This is a genomic window from Streptomyces sp. NPDC021225 (assembly GCF_044332865.1).
Taxonomy (GTDB): Bacteria; Actinomycetota; Actinomycetes; order Streptomycetales; family Streptomycetaceae; genus Streptomyces.
Genome location: NZ_JBIRPV010000010.1, coordinates 282,030 through 299,248, shown reverse-complemented (window position 1 = coordinate 299,248; position 17,219 = coordinate 282,030). Strand labels below are relative to the sequence as shown.

The following is a 17,219-nucleotide window of genomic DNA, read 5'->3' as shown; positions in this document are numbered from 1 at the left end:
TACAGGAGAAACTCACCATGGCAGGCACAGTCAAGGTCGACGACGCGGCGCACTCCGCCAGCCGCAAGTTCCTCGGCATCATCGACGGCGGTTTCCAGCAGTCCATCAGCCAGCTCTCCGCCGCCGGGAACATCCTCAGCGACCAGAGCCACTGGGACGGCAAGCACGCCGCCGAGTTCCGCTCCGCCTGGAGCGGCGCCCAGGCCGACCTGAACAAGATCAAGCAGTCCCTGGACGAGTTCCAGCGGAAGTTCGACGCGGTCCTGAGGAACATCTCCACGGCCGGCGGCAACGGCTGACCGAGCCCAAGCGCGTCCCAGCAGGAACTCCATAAGGAAACTCCCATGTCTGAGAGGGACCCGGTCCACCCCTGGACCGGAGAGCTGAGCCCCGCCGACCTCGAACGCCTCGGCGCCGAACCGCTGCGGCGGTCGGACCCGGTGGCGATCGGGCCCTACCGGGTGCTCGCGCGCCTGGGGGGCGGGGGAATGGGCCGGCTCTACCTCGGGCGGGAAGCGGGCGCGGAGGGGGAGGCGTCGGCCCCGTACGGGGCCGACGCGCTGGTGGCCGTCAAGGTCATCCGGCCGGAGCACGCCGAGGACCCGAAGTTCCGGCGCCGGTTCGAGCGCGAGGTCGAGGTCGTACGGCGGGTCCACGGGAAGTACACCGCGGGGCTGCTCAATTCGGGCTTCGACGAGGAGGAGCGGCTGTGGATGGCCACCGCGTTCGTCCCGGGGCCGAGCCTCGACGACGCGGTGCGCCGCTTCGGCCCGCTGCCCGCCCCGGTCGTATGGCGGCTGGCGGCTGAGATCGGGGAGGCGCTCGCCACGATCGCCTCCGCCGGCATCGTGCACCGCGACCTCAAGCCGTCCAACGTCCTGCTGGGCGCGGACGGGGCGCGGGTGATCGACTTCGGGGTGGCCCACACCACCGACGCCAGCGTGCTCACCATGACCGGCCAGCACGTGGGCACCCCCGCGTTCATGTCACCCGAGCAGGCCGACGGCCGCGCGGCGAGCACCGCTTCGGACGTCTTCTCGCTCGGCTCGGTCCTGGCGCACGCCGCGACCGGCAGAACGCCGTTCGGCGAGGGATCGACCGCCGATGTCATCCACCGCGTGGTCTACTCGCCGCCGAGCGAGGACGTGCTCGCCAAGGTGGTGGAGTGCGATCCGGCCCTGGCGGAGCTGGTCGGCCGCTGTCTGGACAAGACCGTGGAGGGGCGGCCGAACCCGCAGGAGGTCGTCGACGCGGCGCGGCGGCACGCCCCGGCCCAGGAGTGGCCCGCGCCGCTCGCGGAGCTGATCGGCTCACGTTCCGAGTGGACCGGGCACGCCGTCGCGGTGTCGCCCATGAACCAGCTGACGATCCTTCGCCGCGGCGCCCCGGAGCGCACGCTGCGGCCGGCGGAGCCCAAGCGACGCCGCGGCCTGGCCCTGGCCGCGGCCGCGGCGGTCGTCGCCGTGGCCGTCGGGGTGGTGGCCTTCGTCGTGCCGGGGATGGGGTCCTCGGACGACGGGCAGAAGGGCGCCTCCGCGACGGTCTCGCAGTCCGCTCAGCACCCGTCGGCGTCGAAGTCTCCCGCGGCGAAGCACTCGGCGAAGCCGTCGCCGGGGACGACGTCCGTCCCCGCGAATGCATCGGGGGGCGGAGATGGAGGTGGTGGTGGCGGCGGTGGTGGATCCGAGGAGAGCCGGCCCCCTGCCAACCAGAAGCAGCCGACCAAGGTCATAACCAAGATCGTCACGCCCACCGCTGATACGCCCAAGCAGTCACAGCCTCCGCCCAAGACCTCGTCGCCGAAGCCGTGGAAGTCCTGCCACTACTACTCCGGCACCGCGCTCACCATGCAGGGCAGCAGCGGAAATCCCGTCCGCCAGGTGCAGTGCATCCTCAAGGCCCGGGGGTACGACATCGGACCCCACGGCGTCGACGGGCAGTTCGGCCCCGACACGAAGGCAGCGGTCATAGCCTTTCAGCGGGATCACCACCTTCATGACGACGGCAAAGTGGGAGAGGACACCTGGCCGGCGCTCCGCGCCTGAGCGGAAGCACCGCAGAAACGCCACGACTGAGCCGGCGGTCCCCCGCCGGCTCAGCCACAACACCGAAGGCGACCGCTATCGGCCCCCCACGGGCACACCCTCACGCCTGCGGTACTCGCCGGGCGTGATCCCGTACTCCTTCTTGAAGGCCCGGTTGAACACCGCCGCGTCCTGGAAACCCCACTGCACCCGGATCGCGGCCATGCTCTGCCCCGCGAGGCAGGGGTCCGTCAGATCGGCCCGGCAGCGCTCCAGCCGCCGCTCGCGGACGAATCCGCCGACCGTCCGCTCGTCCTGCCGGAACAGATGGTGCAGATAGCGGACCGAGATGTGATGCGCAGTGGCGATCGCCGTAGGCGACAAGTCAGGATCGCCGAGATTGCGGTCGATATACGACTTGATCTCCCCGAGGAGCGCGGCCTGCCGCGGCAGTGGCCCCGCCTCGTCGCACCGCTCGGCCACGCTGCTCAGGAACGCCACCGCGAGGTCGACCGCAGCGCGCCCCAGCCAGGCGGCCTGCGGAAACTCGATCGGCGCGGCGGGTCCCGCAAGCCCTTCCAGGAACCGCGCGAGGAGCGCCGCCGGGCCCGTCTCCGAGGACACCGGCCGCGCCGCCACACCGCGCAGCGCCAGGTGCGGCAGCGACAGCGCGCTCCCCGGCAGATGCAGAACCATCGCCCGGGGTGGGCGGGCCCGGTCGGCGGCCGCCGCGTCGAACGGCTCCCATGGGTCCCACAGCACCAGTTGGCCGGGGTCCAGCCGGGTCGCGTCGAACCCCCGGCCCAGCGTCAGCGGCCCCTCGGACACCAGGATCAGCCGCCACATCCGCGGACCGCCGCTCCGGGCGGGCCGGTCGGCGTGCGACGGGGCCGATACGGAAAGCGCCGGAAAACGCAGCACGGTCATCCGCACCGGCCCCAGCTCCCATTCGGTCCGGTGCCCGGGCCGGTCACGAACGACCGCGGAGGAGGTCATCTGCCGCGGCGAGCGCACAAGCGATTGCAAAGTAATGGTGTTACCTTTCCCCGTCCCTGCTCGACGAGTCTGCCGAGGAGGTGCGGACGTGTCCTTAGCGCTGAGCGCCACCCGCTTAGCGCTGAACGCCAATCAGGCGCCGCGCAGGGCGAGGTGCCGGAAGTCCTTGGGCGGCATGCCGTAGGCGGTACGGAAGGCGCGGGTGAAGTCGGCCGGCCGCCGAAATCCCCATCGGGCGGCGATGGCGTGGATGGGCCGCCTGCTCAGCCCCGGATCGGCCAGGTCTCGGCGGGCCTGTTCCAGCCGTTGGTGGCGGATGTAGGCGGAGACCGTGGTGTTCTCGCGGCGGAAGACGCGGTGCAGGGAGCGGACGGAGATGTGCTGGGACGCGGCGATCCGCTCGGGCGTCAGCTCGGGGTCGGCCAGGTGCTGCTGGACATAGCCGCGGACACGCGTGGCCAGGGAGTGCTGGAAGGTCTCGGGCGCCACATCGGCTTCGAACTGGCGCGCGATCAGGGCGTTGGCCAGATCGAGCGCGACGGCCCCCAACCGCGCGGCATCCGAAGGCCCATAGGACGTGGGGTCGTTGAGCAGGCCAGTGAGGAACTGGGCGAGCAGCGCCCCGATCCCCGCTCGCCCCGGCAACCTCATCGCGACCTGCCGGTCGCCGAGGCCCCGGGGCAGCGGCAGCAGCATCCGCGGGATGATCATCTCCGCGGCCGAGACCGTGCCGTCCTCGGCGTCCAGACGGCCCCGATAGGGGCGCGAGCTGTTCACCAGCACCAGATCGCCCTGCCCGACCAGGATCTCCCGATCGTCCTCGACGACCCTCATGCGCCCGCACAGCGGCGCCGAGAGGTGGTAGATCTCGGGATCGGACCGCCGGATCAGTACCGGGGTCCGGTCCGAGTCCAGCGGCGGACACGTGAACAGGGACACCTGAACGATGCCGAGGTCCAGCACTCGTAACGTGCCCCGGAAGTCGGCGCTGTGTTCCGTGCGCATCTCATGGGGCGAATGGCTCTGGAACGCCAGATCGCGCCAACACTCGAACCGGTCCGTCGCGGGCAGTTCATCGCCCCGGAACAGCGTCTCGATCACTACTCGTCCCTCCCCCGTACCCGATGGCCCGGACCGCCCCAACGGCTGACGGCCCGGCCTTGGCTCACTTCGAGTCTGGCGCGGCTTCGCGTTGTTGCGCAGCCCTGAATCGCCACGCGCAACAATGCTGACCTCGGCTGATTCCTCCGCCTCGGGCACAGGAAGCGAGGCGACGGTGGCCCGGCGGATCCGTGAAACCGGACGGGGCGGAACCCTTGCTGAGCAGGGTCGGTACGCTCATCCGGAATACCGTGGGTTGGGTTACGGGGGTAACTGCGCGTGGGGCTTGGTGACTTCATTCCGGACTCGGTCGAGGACTGGGTCGATGACCGGGTCGAGGATGTCGGCGGGGCGATCGACGACGCGGGAGACTGGACGGCGGACCGGCTGGATGACGTCGGCTGGCAGAGCGGTGCGGACTGGGTCCGGGACAAGTCGGATTCGGCGGCGAACGCCCTGGGCGCGGCCGTCGATGAGATGCAGCTCGGGGAGAGCGAGGATGCGAAGAAGCTGATCCACGGAAGTTCGTCCAAGCTGCGGTCGACCGCGAGTCATCTGAGTGACTTCAAGACGGCGTTCAACAATGTGGGCAAGGGGTTGCGGGGGCTGGGTTCGGGGTCGTTGAAGGGGAAGGCGGCGGACGCGTTCCGGGAGAGTGTGTCGGTCGAGCCGAAGAAGTGGTTCGCGGCGGCGGATGCGTGTGAGAAGGCGTCGGGGGCGCTGGAGCGGTTCGCGGGGACGGTGGAGTGGGCGCAGGGCCAGGCCGAGGAGGCGATCCGGCGCTACAAGAAGGGCAAGAAGGCCTCGGACGACGCCCGCTCGGCGCACAACGGCACCGTGTCCGCGTACAACAAGGCGGTGGACGCGTACAACGGCCTGCCTGCGGAGAAGCGGGACGCGTCGAGCCTGCCGGACAAGCCGGGTGCCTTCCACGACCCGGGGGCCGCTGATATCAAGGCCGCACAGGACATTTTGCAGGAGGCGCGGCGGCAGCGGGATGAGGCACATGGGGTGGCAAAAACGGCGGTGGAGGGAGCGCGCGATGCCGCGCCCAAGAAGCCGTCCTACGCCCAGCAGCTGGGCGACGGGCTTCAGGGGCTGAACCTGGACGCGAGCCACTTCCTGGGTGGCGTGGTCAAGGGCACGGCGGGCCTGCTCAACTTCGCCCGGCAGGTGAACCCGCTGGAGCCTTACAACATCACTCACCCCGCCGAGTACGCGACGAACCTGAACAACACGGCCGCTGGCCTGCTGCGCATGGCCAATGACCCAGGCACGGCTCTCAAGGGCATGTGGGACGCCTTCCAGAAGGACCCGTCCGAGGGCCTTGGCCGTTTGGTGCCGGAGCTGATCGGCACGAAGGGCCTGGGCGGGGCGAAGGCGGCGGTGACGGCTGCGGAGAGGCTGCCCGCGACCATGGCCAGGGCTGAGCGGTCGGGGTTGCAGACGCTGGCCAAGGACGGCCCGGCACCCCACGCCACACCCGACGGGGCGCGGACCGCTGGGGGCACCGACCCAGTGGACCTGGCGTCGGGCCGGATGTATCTGCCCCAGCGGGACGTGGTGCTGCCGGGAGCGCTCCCGCTGGTGTTCGTGCGCCGGGTGGAATCGGGGTACCGGGCAGGGCGGTGGTTCGGCCCGTCATGGTCGAGCACCGCCGATCAGCGGCTGGAAATCGGCGCACGAGGTGTGGCGTTCGTCGCCGAAGACGGGCTGCTGCTGTCGTACCCGCACCCGGCCCCCGGCCTGCCGACCCTGCCCGAGCTGGGCCCGAGGTGGCCGCTGGAGCGCACGGCAGAAGGCGATTACACGCTCACCGACCCGGACACCGGCCACACCCGCTACTTCACCGGCCCGCAAGGCGGGGGCGATGGCGAGGCCCCGCTTGCGGAGATCAGCGACCGCAACGGCCACCGCCTGACCTTCGAATACGACACCGACGGCACCCCGACCAGCATCGTCCACAGCGGCGGCTACCACCTCAACATCACCACCGAAGACGGCCGCATCACCGCCCTCCACCTCGCGGGCGCCGACCAGCAGCTCATCCGCTACGCGTACACGGACGGCAATCTGACCGAGGTGGTCAAGTCCTCCGGTCTGCCGCTGCGCTTCGAGTACGACACGGAGCGTCGGGTGATCGCGTGGATCGACACGAACGACCGCCGTTACGACTACGTGTATGACAACCGGGACCGGTGTATCGCCGAGGGTGGCACCGAGGGCCATATCTCCCTGCGCATCGACTACGGCCCGGTCGATGAACGGACCGGTCACCGGGTCACCACGGTCACCACCGCCGAGGGCCACACCACCCGCTATATGGTGAACGACCGCTGCCAGGTCATCGCCGTCACCGACGCCGTCGGCAACACGGTCCGCACCCGGAGGGACCGCTACGGCCGCGCCTTGTCCCGCACCGATGCCCTGGGCCGGACCACCATCTTCGCCTACGACACGGCCGGCCGGCTGACCTCCCTGACCACCCCCGACGGACACCAGCAGACCGCCGCCTACAACGACCTGGGCCTGCCGGTCGAGGTGGTCCACCCGGACGGAGCCACCTGGCGCTACGCATACGACGACCGAGGCAACCGCACCACGGCCACCGACCCGTTGGGCAACACCACCCACTACACCTACGACGACCACGGCCACCTGACCTCGGCCACCAACGCGCTCCACGACACCACACGCGTACGCTGCGACCCCGCCGGGCTCCCCGTCGAGATCACCGACCCCCTGGGCGCGGCCACCACCTACCACCGCGACGCCTTCGGCCGCCCCACCACCATCACCGACCCCCTCGGCGCCACCACCCACGTGGCGTGGACCGTCGAGGGCAAGCTGGCCCGGCGTATCGCCCCGGACGGCGCCGAGCAGCGTTGGACCTACGACGGCGAGGGCAACCTCACCGTGTACAGGGACGCGAGCGGCGGCGTGACCACGTACGAGTACACCGACTTCGACCTGCCGGCCGCCCGGACCGACCCGGACGGCACCCGCCACGAGTTCACGCACGACACCCAACTGCGTCTCACCGAGGTAACCAATCCACAGGGGCTGACCTGGAGTTACACCTATGACCCGGTCGGCCGACTGCTCGCCGAGACGGACTTCGACGGCCGCACCCTCACCTACGCCTACGACGCAGCGGGCCAACTGATCTCCCGCACCAACCCGCTGGGCCAGACCATCTCCCTCGAACGGGACGCTAGCGGCCGGGTCGTGCGCAAAGACGCCGACGGCCAGGTCACCACCTTCACCTACGACCTGGCCGGGCAGCTGACGGAGGCCGTTGGCCCCGAGGTGTCGGCGGTGTTCGGGCGGGACCGGATGGGCCGGGTGACGACCGAGATGGTCAACGGCCGGGTGCTGACCCATGCGTACGACGCCCTGGGCCGTACCGTGCGCCGGACCACCCCGTCCGGCGCCAAGTCCACGTTCTCGTATGACGCGGCGGGCCGCCGCACCGCGCTGACCACCTGCGGCCACACCCTCGACTTCACCTATGACGCGCTAGGCCGGGAAATCACCCGCCAACTTGGGCCCACCGCCACTCTCGAACAGATCTGGGACCCAGCCGGACGGCTGGCCGAACAGACCCTGACCACCGGACCGGCGGGCGACATCGCCCAGCGCCGCGCGTACACCTACCGCCCCGACGGCCACCTCACCGCCATCGCCGACCAGCTCCTCGGCCCCCGCTCCTTCGACCTCGACGACGCAGGCCGGGTCACCACCGTCCGCGCCGAAGGCTGGACCGAGACCTACGCCTACGACGAGGCGGGCAACCAGACCCACGCCACCTGGCCCACCGACCACCCGGCCACCACCGGTCCCCGCGCCTACACCGGCACCCGCATCACCCGCGCCGGACGGGTCCGCTACGAACACGACACCGCCGGCCGCCTCACCCTCCGCCAGAAAACCCGCCTGTCGAAGAAACCCGACACCTGGCGCTACACCTGGGACACCGAAAACCACCTCACCACCCTCACCACCCCCGACGGCACGATCTGGCGCTACCTCTACGACCCCCTCGGCCGCCGCACCACCAAACAACGCCTCGCCCACGACAGCGAAACCGTCCTCGAACAGGCCGACTTCACCTGGGACGGCCACACCCTCATCGAACAGACCACCACCACACCCGACCTCCCATACCCGACCACCCTCACCTGGCACCACGACGGCTTCCGCCCCCTGACCCAGACCGAACGCACCACCGTCGCCACGACCCAGCGCGAGATCGACCGCCGCTTCTACGCCGTCGTCACCGACCACATCGGCACCCCCGCCGAACTCATCGACGAAACCGGCGACATCGCCTGGCGCCCCCGCACCACCCTCTGGGGCACCACGACGGAAGAACGTACGGGGCAGACCCACACCCCCCTGCGCTTCCCGGGCCAGTACTTCGACCCCGAAAGCGGCCTCCACTACAACCACCACCGCTACTACGACCCCACCACCGCCCGCTACCTCACCCCCGACCCCCTCGGCCTCACCCCCGCCCCCAACCCCGTCGCCTACGTCCCCAACCCCCACCTCTTCATCGACCCGCTGGGGCTCTCCCCCTACGACGATTACGAAGGTATCGACTTTTACGCCGACGATGTGGGCCAGTCCGCATCGTTCTGGTACGTGAACGGCCGTCCGGACGGGGAGATGGTGTTCTTCGGCCATGGCAGCATCCGAGCGGGCGACACCAGCATGGTCACGGTCCCCGAAGGCACGAGCGTTGGCATCTACCACCTGCATGGTGAGCTGATCTACTCGGATGAAATGCATATGATTGCAAACAGCAACACCACTCCCCTGAACGTCATCGAGTCGGGCCAGCAGATGCCGGACTATTCGCTGTACCCACCCACTGGTCTGGGGACCCCCGCCGGGAAAAGCGTGGTCTCCGGGAGGACCGTGACCCAAGAGACCCGTCTCTCCCAACTGCTGCTGCCGAACATGGGCCGAGTGCACTGGGTCGCTTGCCGCGCGATCATCTGAGAACCAGGAGTCCACTGCGGTGACCCACTACACGTGACGCGCTGGTCCGTGCGGTGCGTCCCCGAAACCGGACGAGACGGAGCCCTCGCTGAGCAGGGTCGGTACGCTCATCCGGAATACGGTGGGGTCGCGGTACGGGGGTGAGGACGCGTGGGGATTGGTGACTTCATACCGGACGGCGTCGAGGACTGGGTCGATGACCGGGTCGAGGACGTCGGCGGGGCGATCGACGAGGCGGGGGACTGGACCGCGGACCGGCTGGATGACGTCGGCTGGCAGAGCGGTGCGGACTGGGTCCGGGACAAGTCGGATTCGGCGGCGAACGCCCTGGGCGCGGCCGTCGATGAGATGCAGCTCGGGGAGAGCGAGGATGCCAAGAAGCTGATCCACGGCAGCCCGTCCAAGCTGCGCTCAACGGCTGGCCATCTCACCGACTTCAAGACCGCGTTCAACAACGTGGGCAAGGGGCTGCGGGGGCTGAGCTCACAGTCGTTGAAGGGGAAGGCGGCGGATGCCTTCCGGGAGAGTGTGTCGGTCGAGCCGAAGAAGTGGTTCGCAGCGGCGGACGCGTGTGAGAAGGCGTCGGGGGCGCTGGACCGGTTCGCGGGGACGGTGGAGTGGGCACAGGGCCAGGCCGAGGAGGCGATCCGCCGCTACAAGAAGGGCAAGAAAGCATCCGACGACGCCCGCTCGGCGCACAACGACAAGGTGACCGCGTACAACAAGGCAGTGGACACCTACAACGGCCTGCCTGCGGACAAGCGGGATCCGTCGAGCCTGCCGGACAAGCCGGGTGCGTTCCACGACCCGGGGGCCGCTGACATCAAGGCCGCGCAGGAGTTGTTGGCGGAGGCGCGGCGGCAGCGCGATGAGGCGCATGGGGTGGCGAAGACAGCGGTGGAGGGCGCGCGGGACGCCGCGCCCAAGAAGCCCTCCTACGCCAAGCAGCTGGGCGACGGGCTGGAAGGGCTGAACCTGGACGCGAGCCATTTCCTGGGTGGCGTGGTCAAGGGGACGGCGGGGCTGCTGAACTTCGTGCGGCAGGTGAACCCGCTGGATCTGTACAACATCACTCACCCCGCCGAGTACGCGACGAACCTGAACAACACTGCCGCCGGCCTGCTGCGGATGGCCAATGACCCGGGCACGGCTCTCAAGGGCATGTGGGATGCGTTCCAGAAGGACCCGTCGGAGGGTCTTGGCCGGCTGGTGCCGGAGCTGATCGGAACCAAGGGCCTGGGCGGGGCGAAGGCGGCGGTGACGGCTGCGGAGCGGCTGCCGGGGACTGTGGCGCGGGCTGAGCGGTCGGGGTTGCAGACGCTGGCCAAGGACGGTCCGGCACCGCACGCCACGCCCGACGGGGCGCGGACCGCCGGGGGCACCGACCCGGTGGACCTGGCGTCGGGCCGGATGTATCTGCCGCAGCGGGACGTGGTGCTGCCGGGGGCGTTGCCGCTGGTGTTCGTGCGCCGGGCGGAGTCGGGGTACCGGGCGGGCCGGTGGTTCGGCCCGTCATGGTCGAGCACCGCCGATCAGCGGCTGGAAATCGGCGCACGGGGCGTGGCGTTCGTCGCCGAGGACGGACTGCTGCTCTCGTACCCCCACCCGGCCCCCGGCCTGCCGACCCTGCCCGAACTCGGCCCCAGGTGGCCGCTCGAGCGCACAGCAGAGGGCGACTACACACTCACCGACCCGGACACCGGCCACACCCGCTACTTCACCGGCCCGCAGGGCGGAGGCGACGGCGAGGCCCTGCTGGCGGAGATCAGCGACCGCAACGGCCACCGCCTGACCTTCGAATACGACACCGACGGCGCCCCGACCGGCATCGTCCACAGCGGCGGCTACCACCTCAACATCACCACCGAAGACGGCCGCATCACCGCCCTCCACCTCGCGGGCGCCGACCAGCAGCTCATCCGCTACGCCTACACAGACGGCAACCTCACCGAAGTCACCAACTCCTCCGGGCTGCCGCTGCGCTTCGAGTACGACGCCGAGCGCCGGATCATCGCGTGGATCGACACCAACGACCGCCGCTACGACTACGTCTACGACAACCGGGACCGCTGCATCGCCGAGGGCGGCACCGCGGGCCACATAGCGCTGCGCATCGACTACGGACGCACGGATGAACGGACCGGTCACCGGGTCACCACGGTCACCACCGCCGAGGGCCACGCGACCCGTTATCTGGTGAACGACCGCTGCCAGGTCATCGCCGTCACCGACCCCCTAGGCCACACCACCCGCACCCATCGCGACCGCCACGGCCGCATCCTGACCCACACCGATGCCCTCGGCCGGACCACCAGCTATCGCTACGACGCGGCCAACCGGCCGGTCTCGGTCACCGCCCCCGACGGTTCCGAACGGACCGCCTCGTACAACGACCTCGGCCTTCCGGTGGAAACCAACGAAGCCGACGGGACCACCTGGCGGTACGCGTATGACGACCGGGGCAACCCCACCGCCGCTGTCGACCCGTTGGGCAACGCCACCCAGTACACCTACGACGACCACGGCCACCTGGCGTCCGTCACCAACCCTCTCGGCGACACCACCCACATCCGCTGTGACCCGGCCGGACTCCCCGTCGAGATCACCGATCCCCTTGGCGCGGCCACCACCTACCACCGCGACGCCTTCGGCCGCCCCACCACCATCACCGACCCCCTCGGCGCACCCACCCACCTCGAATGGACCATCGAGGGCAAACTGTCCCGCCGCACCGCCCCCGACGGTACCCAGCAGACCTGGACCTACGACGGCGAAGGCAACCTCACCGCCCACACAGACGCCGGCGGCGGCCTGACCACCTACGAGTACACCCACTTCGACCTGCTGGCCGCCCAGACCGGCCCCGACGGCGTCCGCCACGAGTTCACACACGACACCCAGCTGCGTCTCACCCAGGTCACCAATCCCCAGGGCCTGACCTGGACCTACACCTACGACCCGACCGGCCGCACGCTCAGCGAGACGGACTTCGACGGCCGCACCCTCACCTACGCGTACGACCCGGCGGGTCAACTCATCTCCCGCACCAACCCCCTGGGCCAGACCGTCTCCTTCGACCGCGACGCCCGCGGCCGGATCGTACGCAAGGACGCCGACGGCCAGGTCACCACCTTCGTCTACGACCCGGCCGGGCGGCTGACGGGGGCCATCGGCCCGGACGCGGCGCTGACCTACCGCCGGGACCGGATCGGCCGGGTGACGGCCGAGATGGTCGACGGCCGGGTGACGACCCATGTCTACGACGTCCTGGGCCGCCCCGTGCGCCGCACCACCCCCTCCGGCGCGAGATCCACGTTCGCCTACGACGCGGCGGGCCACCGCACCACGCTCACCACCTGTGGCCACACCCTCGACTTCACGTATGACGCGCTAGGCCGGGAAACCACCCGCCGGCTTGGGCCTACCGCCACTCTCGCGCAGATCTGGGACCCGGCCGGCCGACTGGCCGAACAGACCCTGACCCACGCAGAAGGCTCAACCCTCCAACACCGCGCCTACACCTACCGCCCCGACGGCCACCTGACCGCCATCGACGACCAGCTGCGCGGCCCCCGCACCTTCGACCTGGACGACGCGGGCCGGGTCACCACCGTCCGCGCCGAAAGCTGGACCGAGACCTACGCCTACGACGAGGCGGGCAACCAGACCCACGCCACCTGGCCGGACAAGCACCCCGGGGCCGACACCACCGGCCCTCGCTCGTACACCGGCACCCGCATCACCCGCGCCGGACGCGTCCGCTACGAACACGACACCGCCGGCCGCCTCACCCTCCGCCAGAAAACCCGCCTCTCCCACAAGCCCGACACCTGGCACTACACCTGGGACGTGGAGAACCACCTCACCGCCCTCACCACCCCCGACGGCACGATCTGGCGCTACCTCTACGACCCTCTCGGCCGCCGCACCGCCAAACAACGCCTCGCCGACGACGGCGAAACCGTCGTGGAACGAGTGGACTTCACCTGGAGTGGCCGCACCCTCGTCGAGCAGACCACCATCGCACCTGACCTCCCTGATCCGGTGACCCTGACCTGGCACCACGACGGTGTACGGCCGGTGGCACAGACCGAGCGCATCGCCGAGGCCACCAGCCAGCGCGAGATCGACCGTCGCTTCTTCGCCATCGTCACCGACGTCGTGGGCACCCCCACCGAACTCATCGACGAGACCGGCGACATCGCCTGGCGCATCCGTACCACCCTCTGGGGCACCACCACGTGGAGCCGCGGCAGCACCACGTACACGCCGCTGCGCTTCCCCGGGCAGTACTACGACCCCGAAAGCGGCCTCCACTACAACCATTATCGCTACTACGACCCCGAAACCGCCCGCTACACCACCCCCGACCCCCTCGGCCTGGCCCCAGCCCCCAACCCCGCCGCCTACGTCCCCAACCCTCATCTCTTCATCGACCCGCTGGGGCTCTCTCCGTACAACTCCAGTTCCGGGTGGAATGACGTGAGTTCGGCTGACGACGTGGGCGATATCCCCCAGGACTTCAATGTCTTCGGCCGCCCCGACAACGAAACAGTCTTCGCCGGTCATGGCGGCATCCGAGAGGGCGACACCAGCATGGTCAAGGTCCCCGAAGGTACAGAGGTCGCCGTATACACCGAGCACGGTGGATATATCACGGGCCCCAAGGCGTACGATATTGAAGCAGCAAATCCCACGCCAACGACCACCTTCAAGCCGGGCCAGTACATCGAGGACTATTCGCTTTTCCCGCCGGACGGCATTTCTCCCTCCGGCAGTGCCATAGTGGTCGCCGAGGAGACCCGTCTCAGTGACCTGCTGAAACCCCACATGGGCCGGGTACACTGGGCCGCTTGTCGCTCGGTCCTCTGAGATCCAGGAGCGCACTGCGATGACCCACTACGCGGACCTTTCCCCCTACGCCTACACAACAGGATCGGTCCCCGACGGAACCCCGGCGGTCAATATCGGGTGGCTGGAACCAGGCGAGGAATTCCCCCGGGGCGCGGTTCCGGAGGAATTCGTCCAGGCTCTCGCGCTGTTGTGCCGCGACGACCGCCACATGGTGATGCGCGGATGGCACCGCTGCCGCCTCCCGCACCCAGGTGGAGAGGTCCCGTACCCGGCGGTCATTCACGTCGGCCAGGACCGCGTTTCCCTCGGCAGCGCCGAGGTCCGGGTGGTGGGCCGCGACGGCGGGTGGCTGGTCGCGCCCAATCTCGTCCACCACTACATCACCGCGCACTCCTACCTCCCGCCGGAGAGGTTCATCGAGGCGGTCATGGCACGGAGGACCGCCGTACCGCGGGCGTGACGCGCCGGGGCGGACAACGGCCCGCCCCGGCTCCCGGCGCGGTTCAGCAGCGCCGGGGCTTGGTCCAGGAGCATTCGAGTTCGGCCGCCCCGGCACGGCCCGGTACCGCGCTCGGGCGGACGGCGGTGGTGGCCCGATCCGCGCCGGACTTGGCGAGGGTCACCACGATCGCGTCCTCCACGCTCTTCACGGACGACGCGAGGTAGTTGTTGAGGACCACGCTGTAGGCCAGCTCCCGGCCGTCCGCGTCGGTGACATATCCGGAGAGCGCGGAGGCGCCGGTCAACGAGCCGGTCTTGCCGCGCGCGTTGCGCGCCGCCGGGGTGCCGCACATCCGCGAGCGCAGGGTGCCGCCCACGAACCGGTCCGGGGCGCAGGCCACGGGCAGCGAGGCGTACCAGTCGGCGTACCAGGGCTCGTCGCGGACCGACAGCAGCAGTTCGACGAGGCGGCCGGCCGCGATGTTGTCCACCCGGGACAGCCCGGAGCCGTCGACCTGGCGCACCGCGCCGACATCCACGCCCTGCTTCTTCAGCCAGTCGGAGATTACGGCGAGGCCCGCGCTCCAGGTGCCGCGGCCCGCCGTCTCGTAGCCGATGGTCTTGGTGAGCACCTCGGCGTGGATGTTGTTGGACAGCTTCATGAACGGGATCAGCAGTCGTTTGAGCGGCATCGACTGGTGTGAGGCGAGCTGCCGCGCGTCGGCCGGGGTGGCCCGGCCGAGGCGGGTGGCCCCGGCGACCTTGACGCCGTGGTCGGCGAGCGCGCCGGCGAACACCGAGGCGGCGTAGCCGGTGGGCTCCCAGACGCTGACCCACTCCTTGGCCGGGCCGCTTCCCGCGGGGATGGCGCCGCTGACGGTGATGGTGTTGGAGCCGTGCTGCCGTTCCACGGAGAGGGTGGAACCACTTCCGGTGGCGGCGGTGGTGGCGCGGTTGTCGATCCGGAGGTAACCGGTCTTCGGGTTGAGCGTGACCCTCGGGCGGTCTCCCGGCGCCGCGCCGGGGGTGGTCTCGACGATGACGCTGCCCGCGTCGTAGTCGGTGTCGGGGGCGAGGTTCAGCGGGGAGATCTGGGCCGCGTAGTAGGAGGACTCGTCGTCGGCGGCCCAGGAGCGGCCGACGCGCTGGGTGTCGAACCGGGTGTCGTCGGCGATCAGCCGCCCGGTGACCCGCTTGATGCCCGACTCGGCGAGCCGCGCGGCGAGTTGTTGGTAGTCCGCGGCGAGCATCGTCGGGTCGCCGGTGCCTCGCAGGTACAGGTCGCCCTTGAGCACCTGCCCCCGGCGGCTGCCGTCGGTCAGCACCTCGGTCCGGTAGGTGTAGTCGGGGCCGAGCAGCCCCATGGCGGCGGCCGAGGTGAGGAGCTTGGTGTTGGAGGCGGGCATCAGCCGGTCGTCCGGCCGGTGCCGGTAGAGGGTGGCGCCGGAGTCGGCGTCGGCGACCACCACCCCCGCCGCGCCGCCCTTCAGCAGGGGGTCGGCGAGGATGGTGTCGAGGGCGGTCCCGAGGTCGGCTCCCAGGTCGGCGCGGGAGGTGTCCGCGCCGGCCGGTGAGCTCCAGGTGAGGGTGGCGACGAGGCCGATGACGAGGGGCCGGATCCAGCCTCTCGTACGGCGGTTCAGGTGATCCGCGGGTCTGCTCATGCCACCGGAGCATCCCCTACGGCGGCGCGTCGCGACAGGGCGCGCGCACGGGACGCCGCCGCCGGGCGCGCCCGCGGTTCAGCCGAGTCCCCAGGCTCGTCCCATCCGGTAGGCGGCGCAGAGATCGACGTCCAGGACGTACGCGGCGGCCGTGCCGCACTGGGCGGCGCCGGTGCCGGGGTCGACCGGCTGGCCGTGGCCCATGCCGGTGATGCTGTACGTCTCGGCCACCGTCGCCCCGGAGGCGTCGGTGTACACCTGGTGCGGATAGCCGCCGACCGTGTCCTCGGCGTCGGGGGTCCGGTCGGTGCCTTGGACGTTCGTCCACTGCGCCACCAGGTCGGTCATGTTGACGGGCTTCACGGTGTAGTCGGCGGTGCCCTGGAACACGGTCAGCCGGGGCCACGGCCCGGCGTATCCGGCGGGCGCCGCCGCGCGCACCCGGTCGCCCCACTGCCCGGCGGTCTGGCTCGCGCCCACGTACATGCAGAGGTACGGCGATCCGGCGGCCTGCGCGCAGCCGTACGGCAGCCCGGCGACGACCCCGCCCGCGGCGAACCGGTCCGGGTAGCCGGCCATCATCACCGAGGTCATTCCGCCCCCGGCGGACAGCCCGGTGACGTACACCCGCGCGCGGTCGGCGCCGGTGTCGGCGAGCTGCCGGTCGACCATCTGCCTGATCGACTCGGCTTCTCCCTGGCCGCGGGTGATGTCCCCGGTCTGGAACCAGTTGAAGCAGGAGCTGATGTTGTTGGCGGTGGTCTGTCCGGGCAGCACGACGGAGAAGCCCCAGCGGTCGGCCAGTTCGGTCCAGCCGCTCTGCGTTCCGTAGCCGGGCGCGGTCTGCGTGCAGCCGTGCAGCGCGACGACCACGGGGCGCCCGGCGGGCAGCCCGTCCGGCACATAGCGGTACATCCTCAGCGCGCCCGGGTTGGATCCGAAGCCGGTGACCTCCTGGACGGCGGCCTGGACGGACCGGGCGGAGGCCGCCTGCGCGGCGGGGGCGGGCAGCAGGACGGCGGCGAGGGCGGCCAGAAGGGTCAGTAGCCTCAGTGGCGTTGCGGCCGTCACGGCCATGGCGACTCTTGTCTTGGTCATGTCAGCGGACGGTAGAAGCGGGGCCGCCACCCCG

At 70.3% G+C, this 17,219-nt stretch carries 9 protein-coding genes; 5 read left to right on the top strand and 4 right to left on the bottom strand.

The features are described 5' to 3' along the window. Nucleotides 1-17: 17 nt before the first annotated feature. Both ACH4S9_RS35235 and ACH4S9_RS35230 read left to right on the top strand, forming a co-directional pair. Nucleotides 18-299: a hypothetical protein gene (locus tag ACH4S9_RS35235; protein ID WP_311726973.1), complete on the top strand. Its 282-nt coding sequence runs from the start codon at nucleotides 18-20 to the stop codon at nucleotides 297-299. A gap of 45 nt (nucleotides 300-344) precedes the next feature. After that, on the top strand, nucleotides 345-2,045 hold the full coding sequence (locus ACH4S9_RS35230; RefSeq protein ID WP_398375623.1) for a protein kinase: 1,701 nt from the start codon (nucleotides 345-347) through the stop codon (nucleotides 2,043-2,045). A 75-nt stretch (nucleotides 2,046-2,120) separates the two neighbouring features. Here ACH4S9_RS35230 and ACH4S9_RS35225 read toward each other — a convergent pair whose 3' ends face one another. Together ACH4S9_RS35225 and ACH4S9_RS35220 are read right to left on the bottom strand one after the other, a co-directional pair. Next, nucleotides 2,121-3,020: a helix-turn-helix domain-containing protein gene (locus tag ACH4S9_RS35225; protein WP_398375621.1), complete on the bottom strand. Its 900-nt coding sequence runs from the start codon at nucleotides 3,018-3,020 to the stop codon at nucleotides 2,121-2,123. Nucleotides 3,021-3,152: 132 nt separating this feature from the next. Continuing rightward, nucleotides 3,153-4,121: a helix-turn-helix domain-containing protein gene (locus ACH4S9_RS35220; RefSeq protein ID WP_398375620.1), complete on the bottom strand. Its 969-nt coding sequence runs from the start codon at nucleotides 4,119-4,121 to the stop codon at nucleotides 3,153-3,155. A 279-nt stretch (nucleotides 4,122-4,400) separates the two neighbouring features. Between ACH4S9_RS35220 and ACH4S9_RS35215 the strand changes: the two genes are divergently transcribed. The 3 genes from ACH4S9_RS35215 (at nucleotide 4,401) to ACH4S9_RS35205 (ending at nucleotide 14,442) form a co-directional block, all read left to right on the top strand. Then, nucleotides 4,401-9,128, top strand: a complete 4,728-nt coding sequence (locus ACH4S9_RS35215) for a putative T7SS-secreted protein (protein WP_398375618.1) — start codon at nucleotides 4,401-4,403, stop codon at nucleotides 9,126-9,128. A 150-nt stretch (nucleotides 9,129-9,278) separates the two neighbouring features. Continuing rightward, nucleotides 9,279-14,000 carry a putative T7SS-secreted protein gene (locus ACH4S9_RS35210; protein ID WP_398375617.1) on the top strand — a complete coding sequence of 1,574 codons (4,722 nt, stop codon included), beginning with the start codon at nucleotides 9,279-9,281 and terminating at the stop codon, nucleotides 13,998-14,000. Between the two features lie 19 nt (nucleotides 14,001-14,019). Continuing rightward, nucleotides 14,020-14,442, top strand: coding sequence for a hypothetical protein (locus ACH4S9_RS35205; RefSeq protein WP_385345846.1), 423 nt, complete (start codon nucleotides 14,020-14,022; stop codon nucleotides 14,440-14,442). A 43-nt stretch (nucleotides 14,443-14,485) separates the two neighbouring features. Here ACH4S9_RS35205 and dacB read toward each other — a convergent pair whose 3' ends face one another. Then, nucleotides 14,486-16,087 carry a D-alanyl-D-alanine carboxypeptidase/D-alanyl-D-alanine-endopeptidase gene (gene dacB / locus ACH4S9_RS35200; protein ID WP_385345848.1) on the bottom strand — a complete coding sequence of 534 codons (1,602 nt, stop codon included), beginning with the start codon at nucleotides 16,085-16,087 and terminating at the stop codon, nucleotides 14,486-14,488. A 78-nt stretch (nucleotides 16,088-16,165) separates the two neighbouring features. Further along, nucleotides 16,166-17,185, bottom strand: coding sequence for an alpha/beta hydrolase family esterase (locus tag ACH4S9_RS35195; protein ID WP_385345850.1), 1,020 nt, complete (start codon nucleotides 17,183-17,185; stop codon nucleotides 16,166-16,168). Between the last annotated feature and the right edge of the window lie 34 nt (nucleotides 17,186-17,219).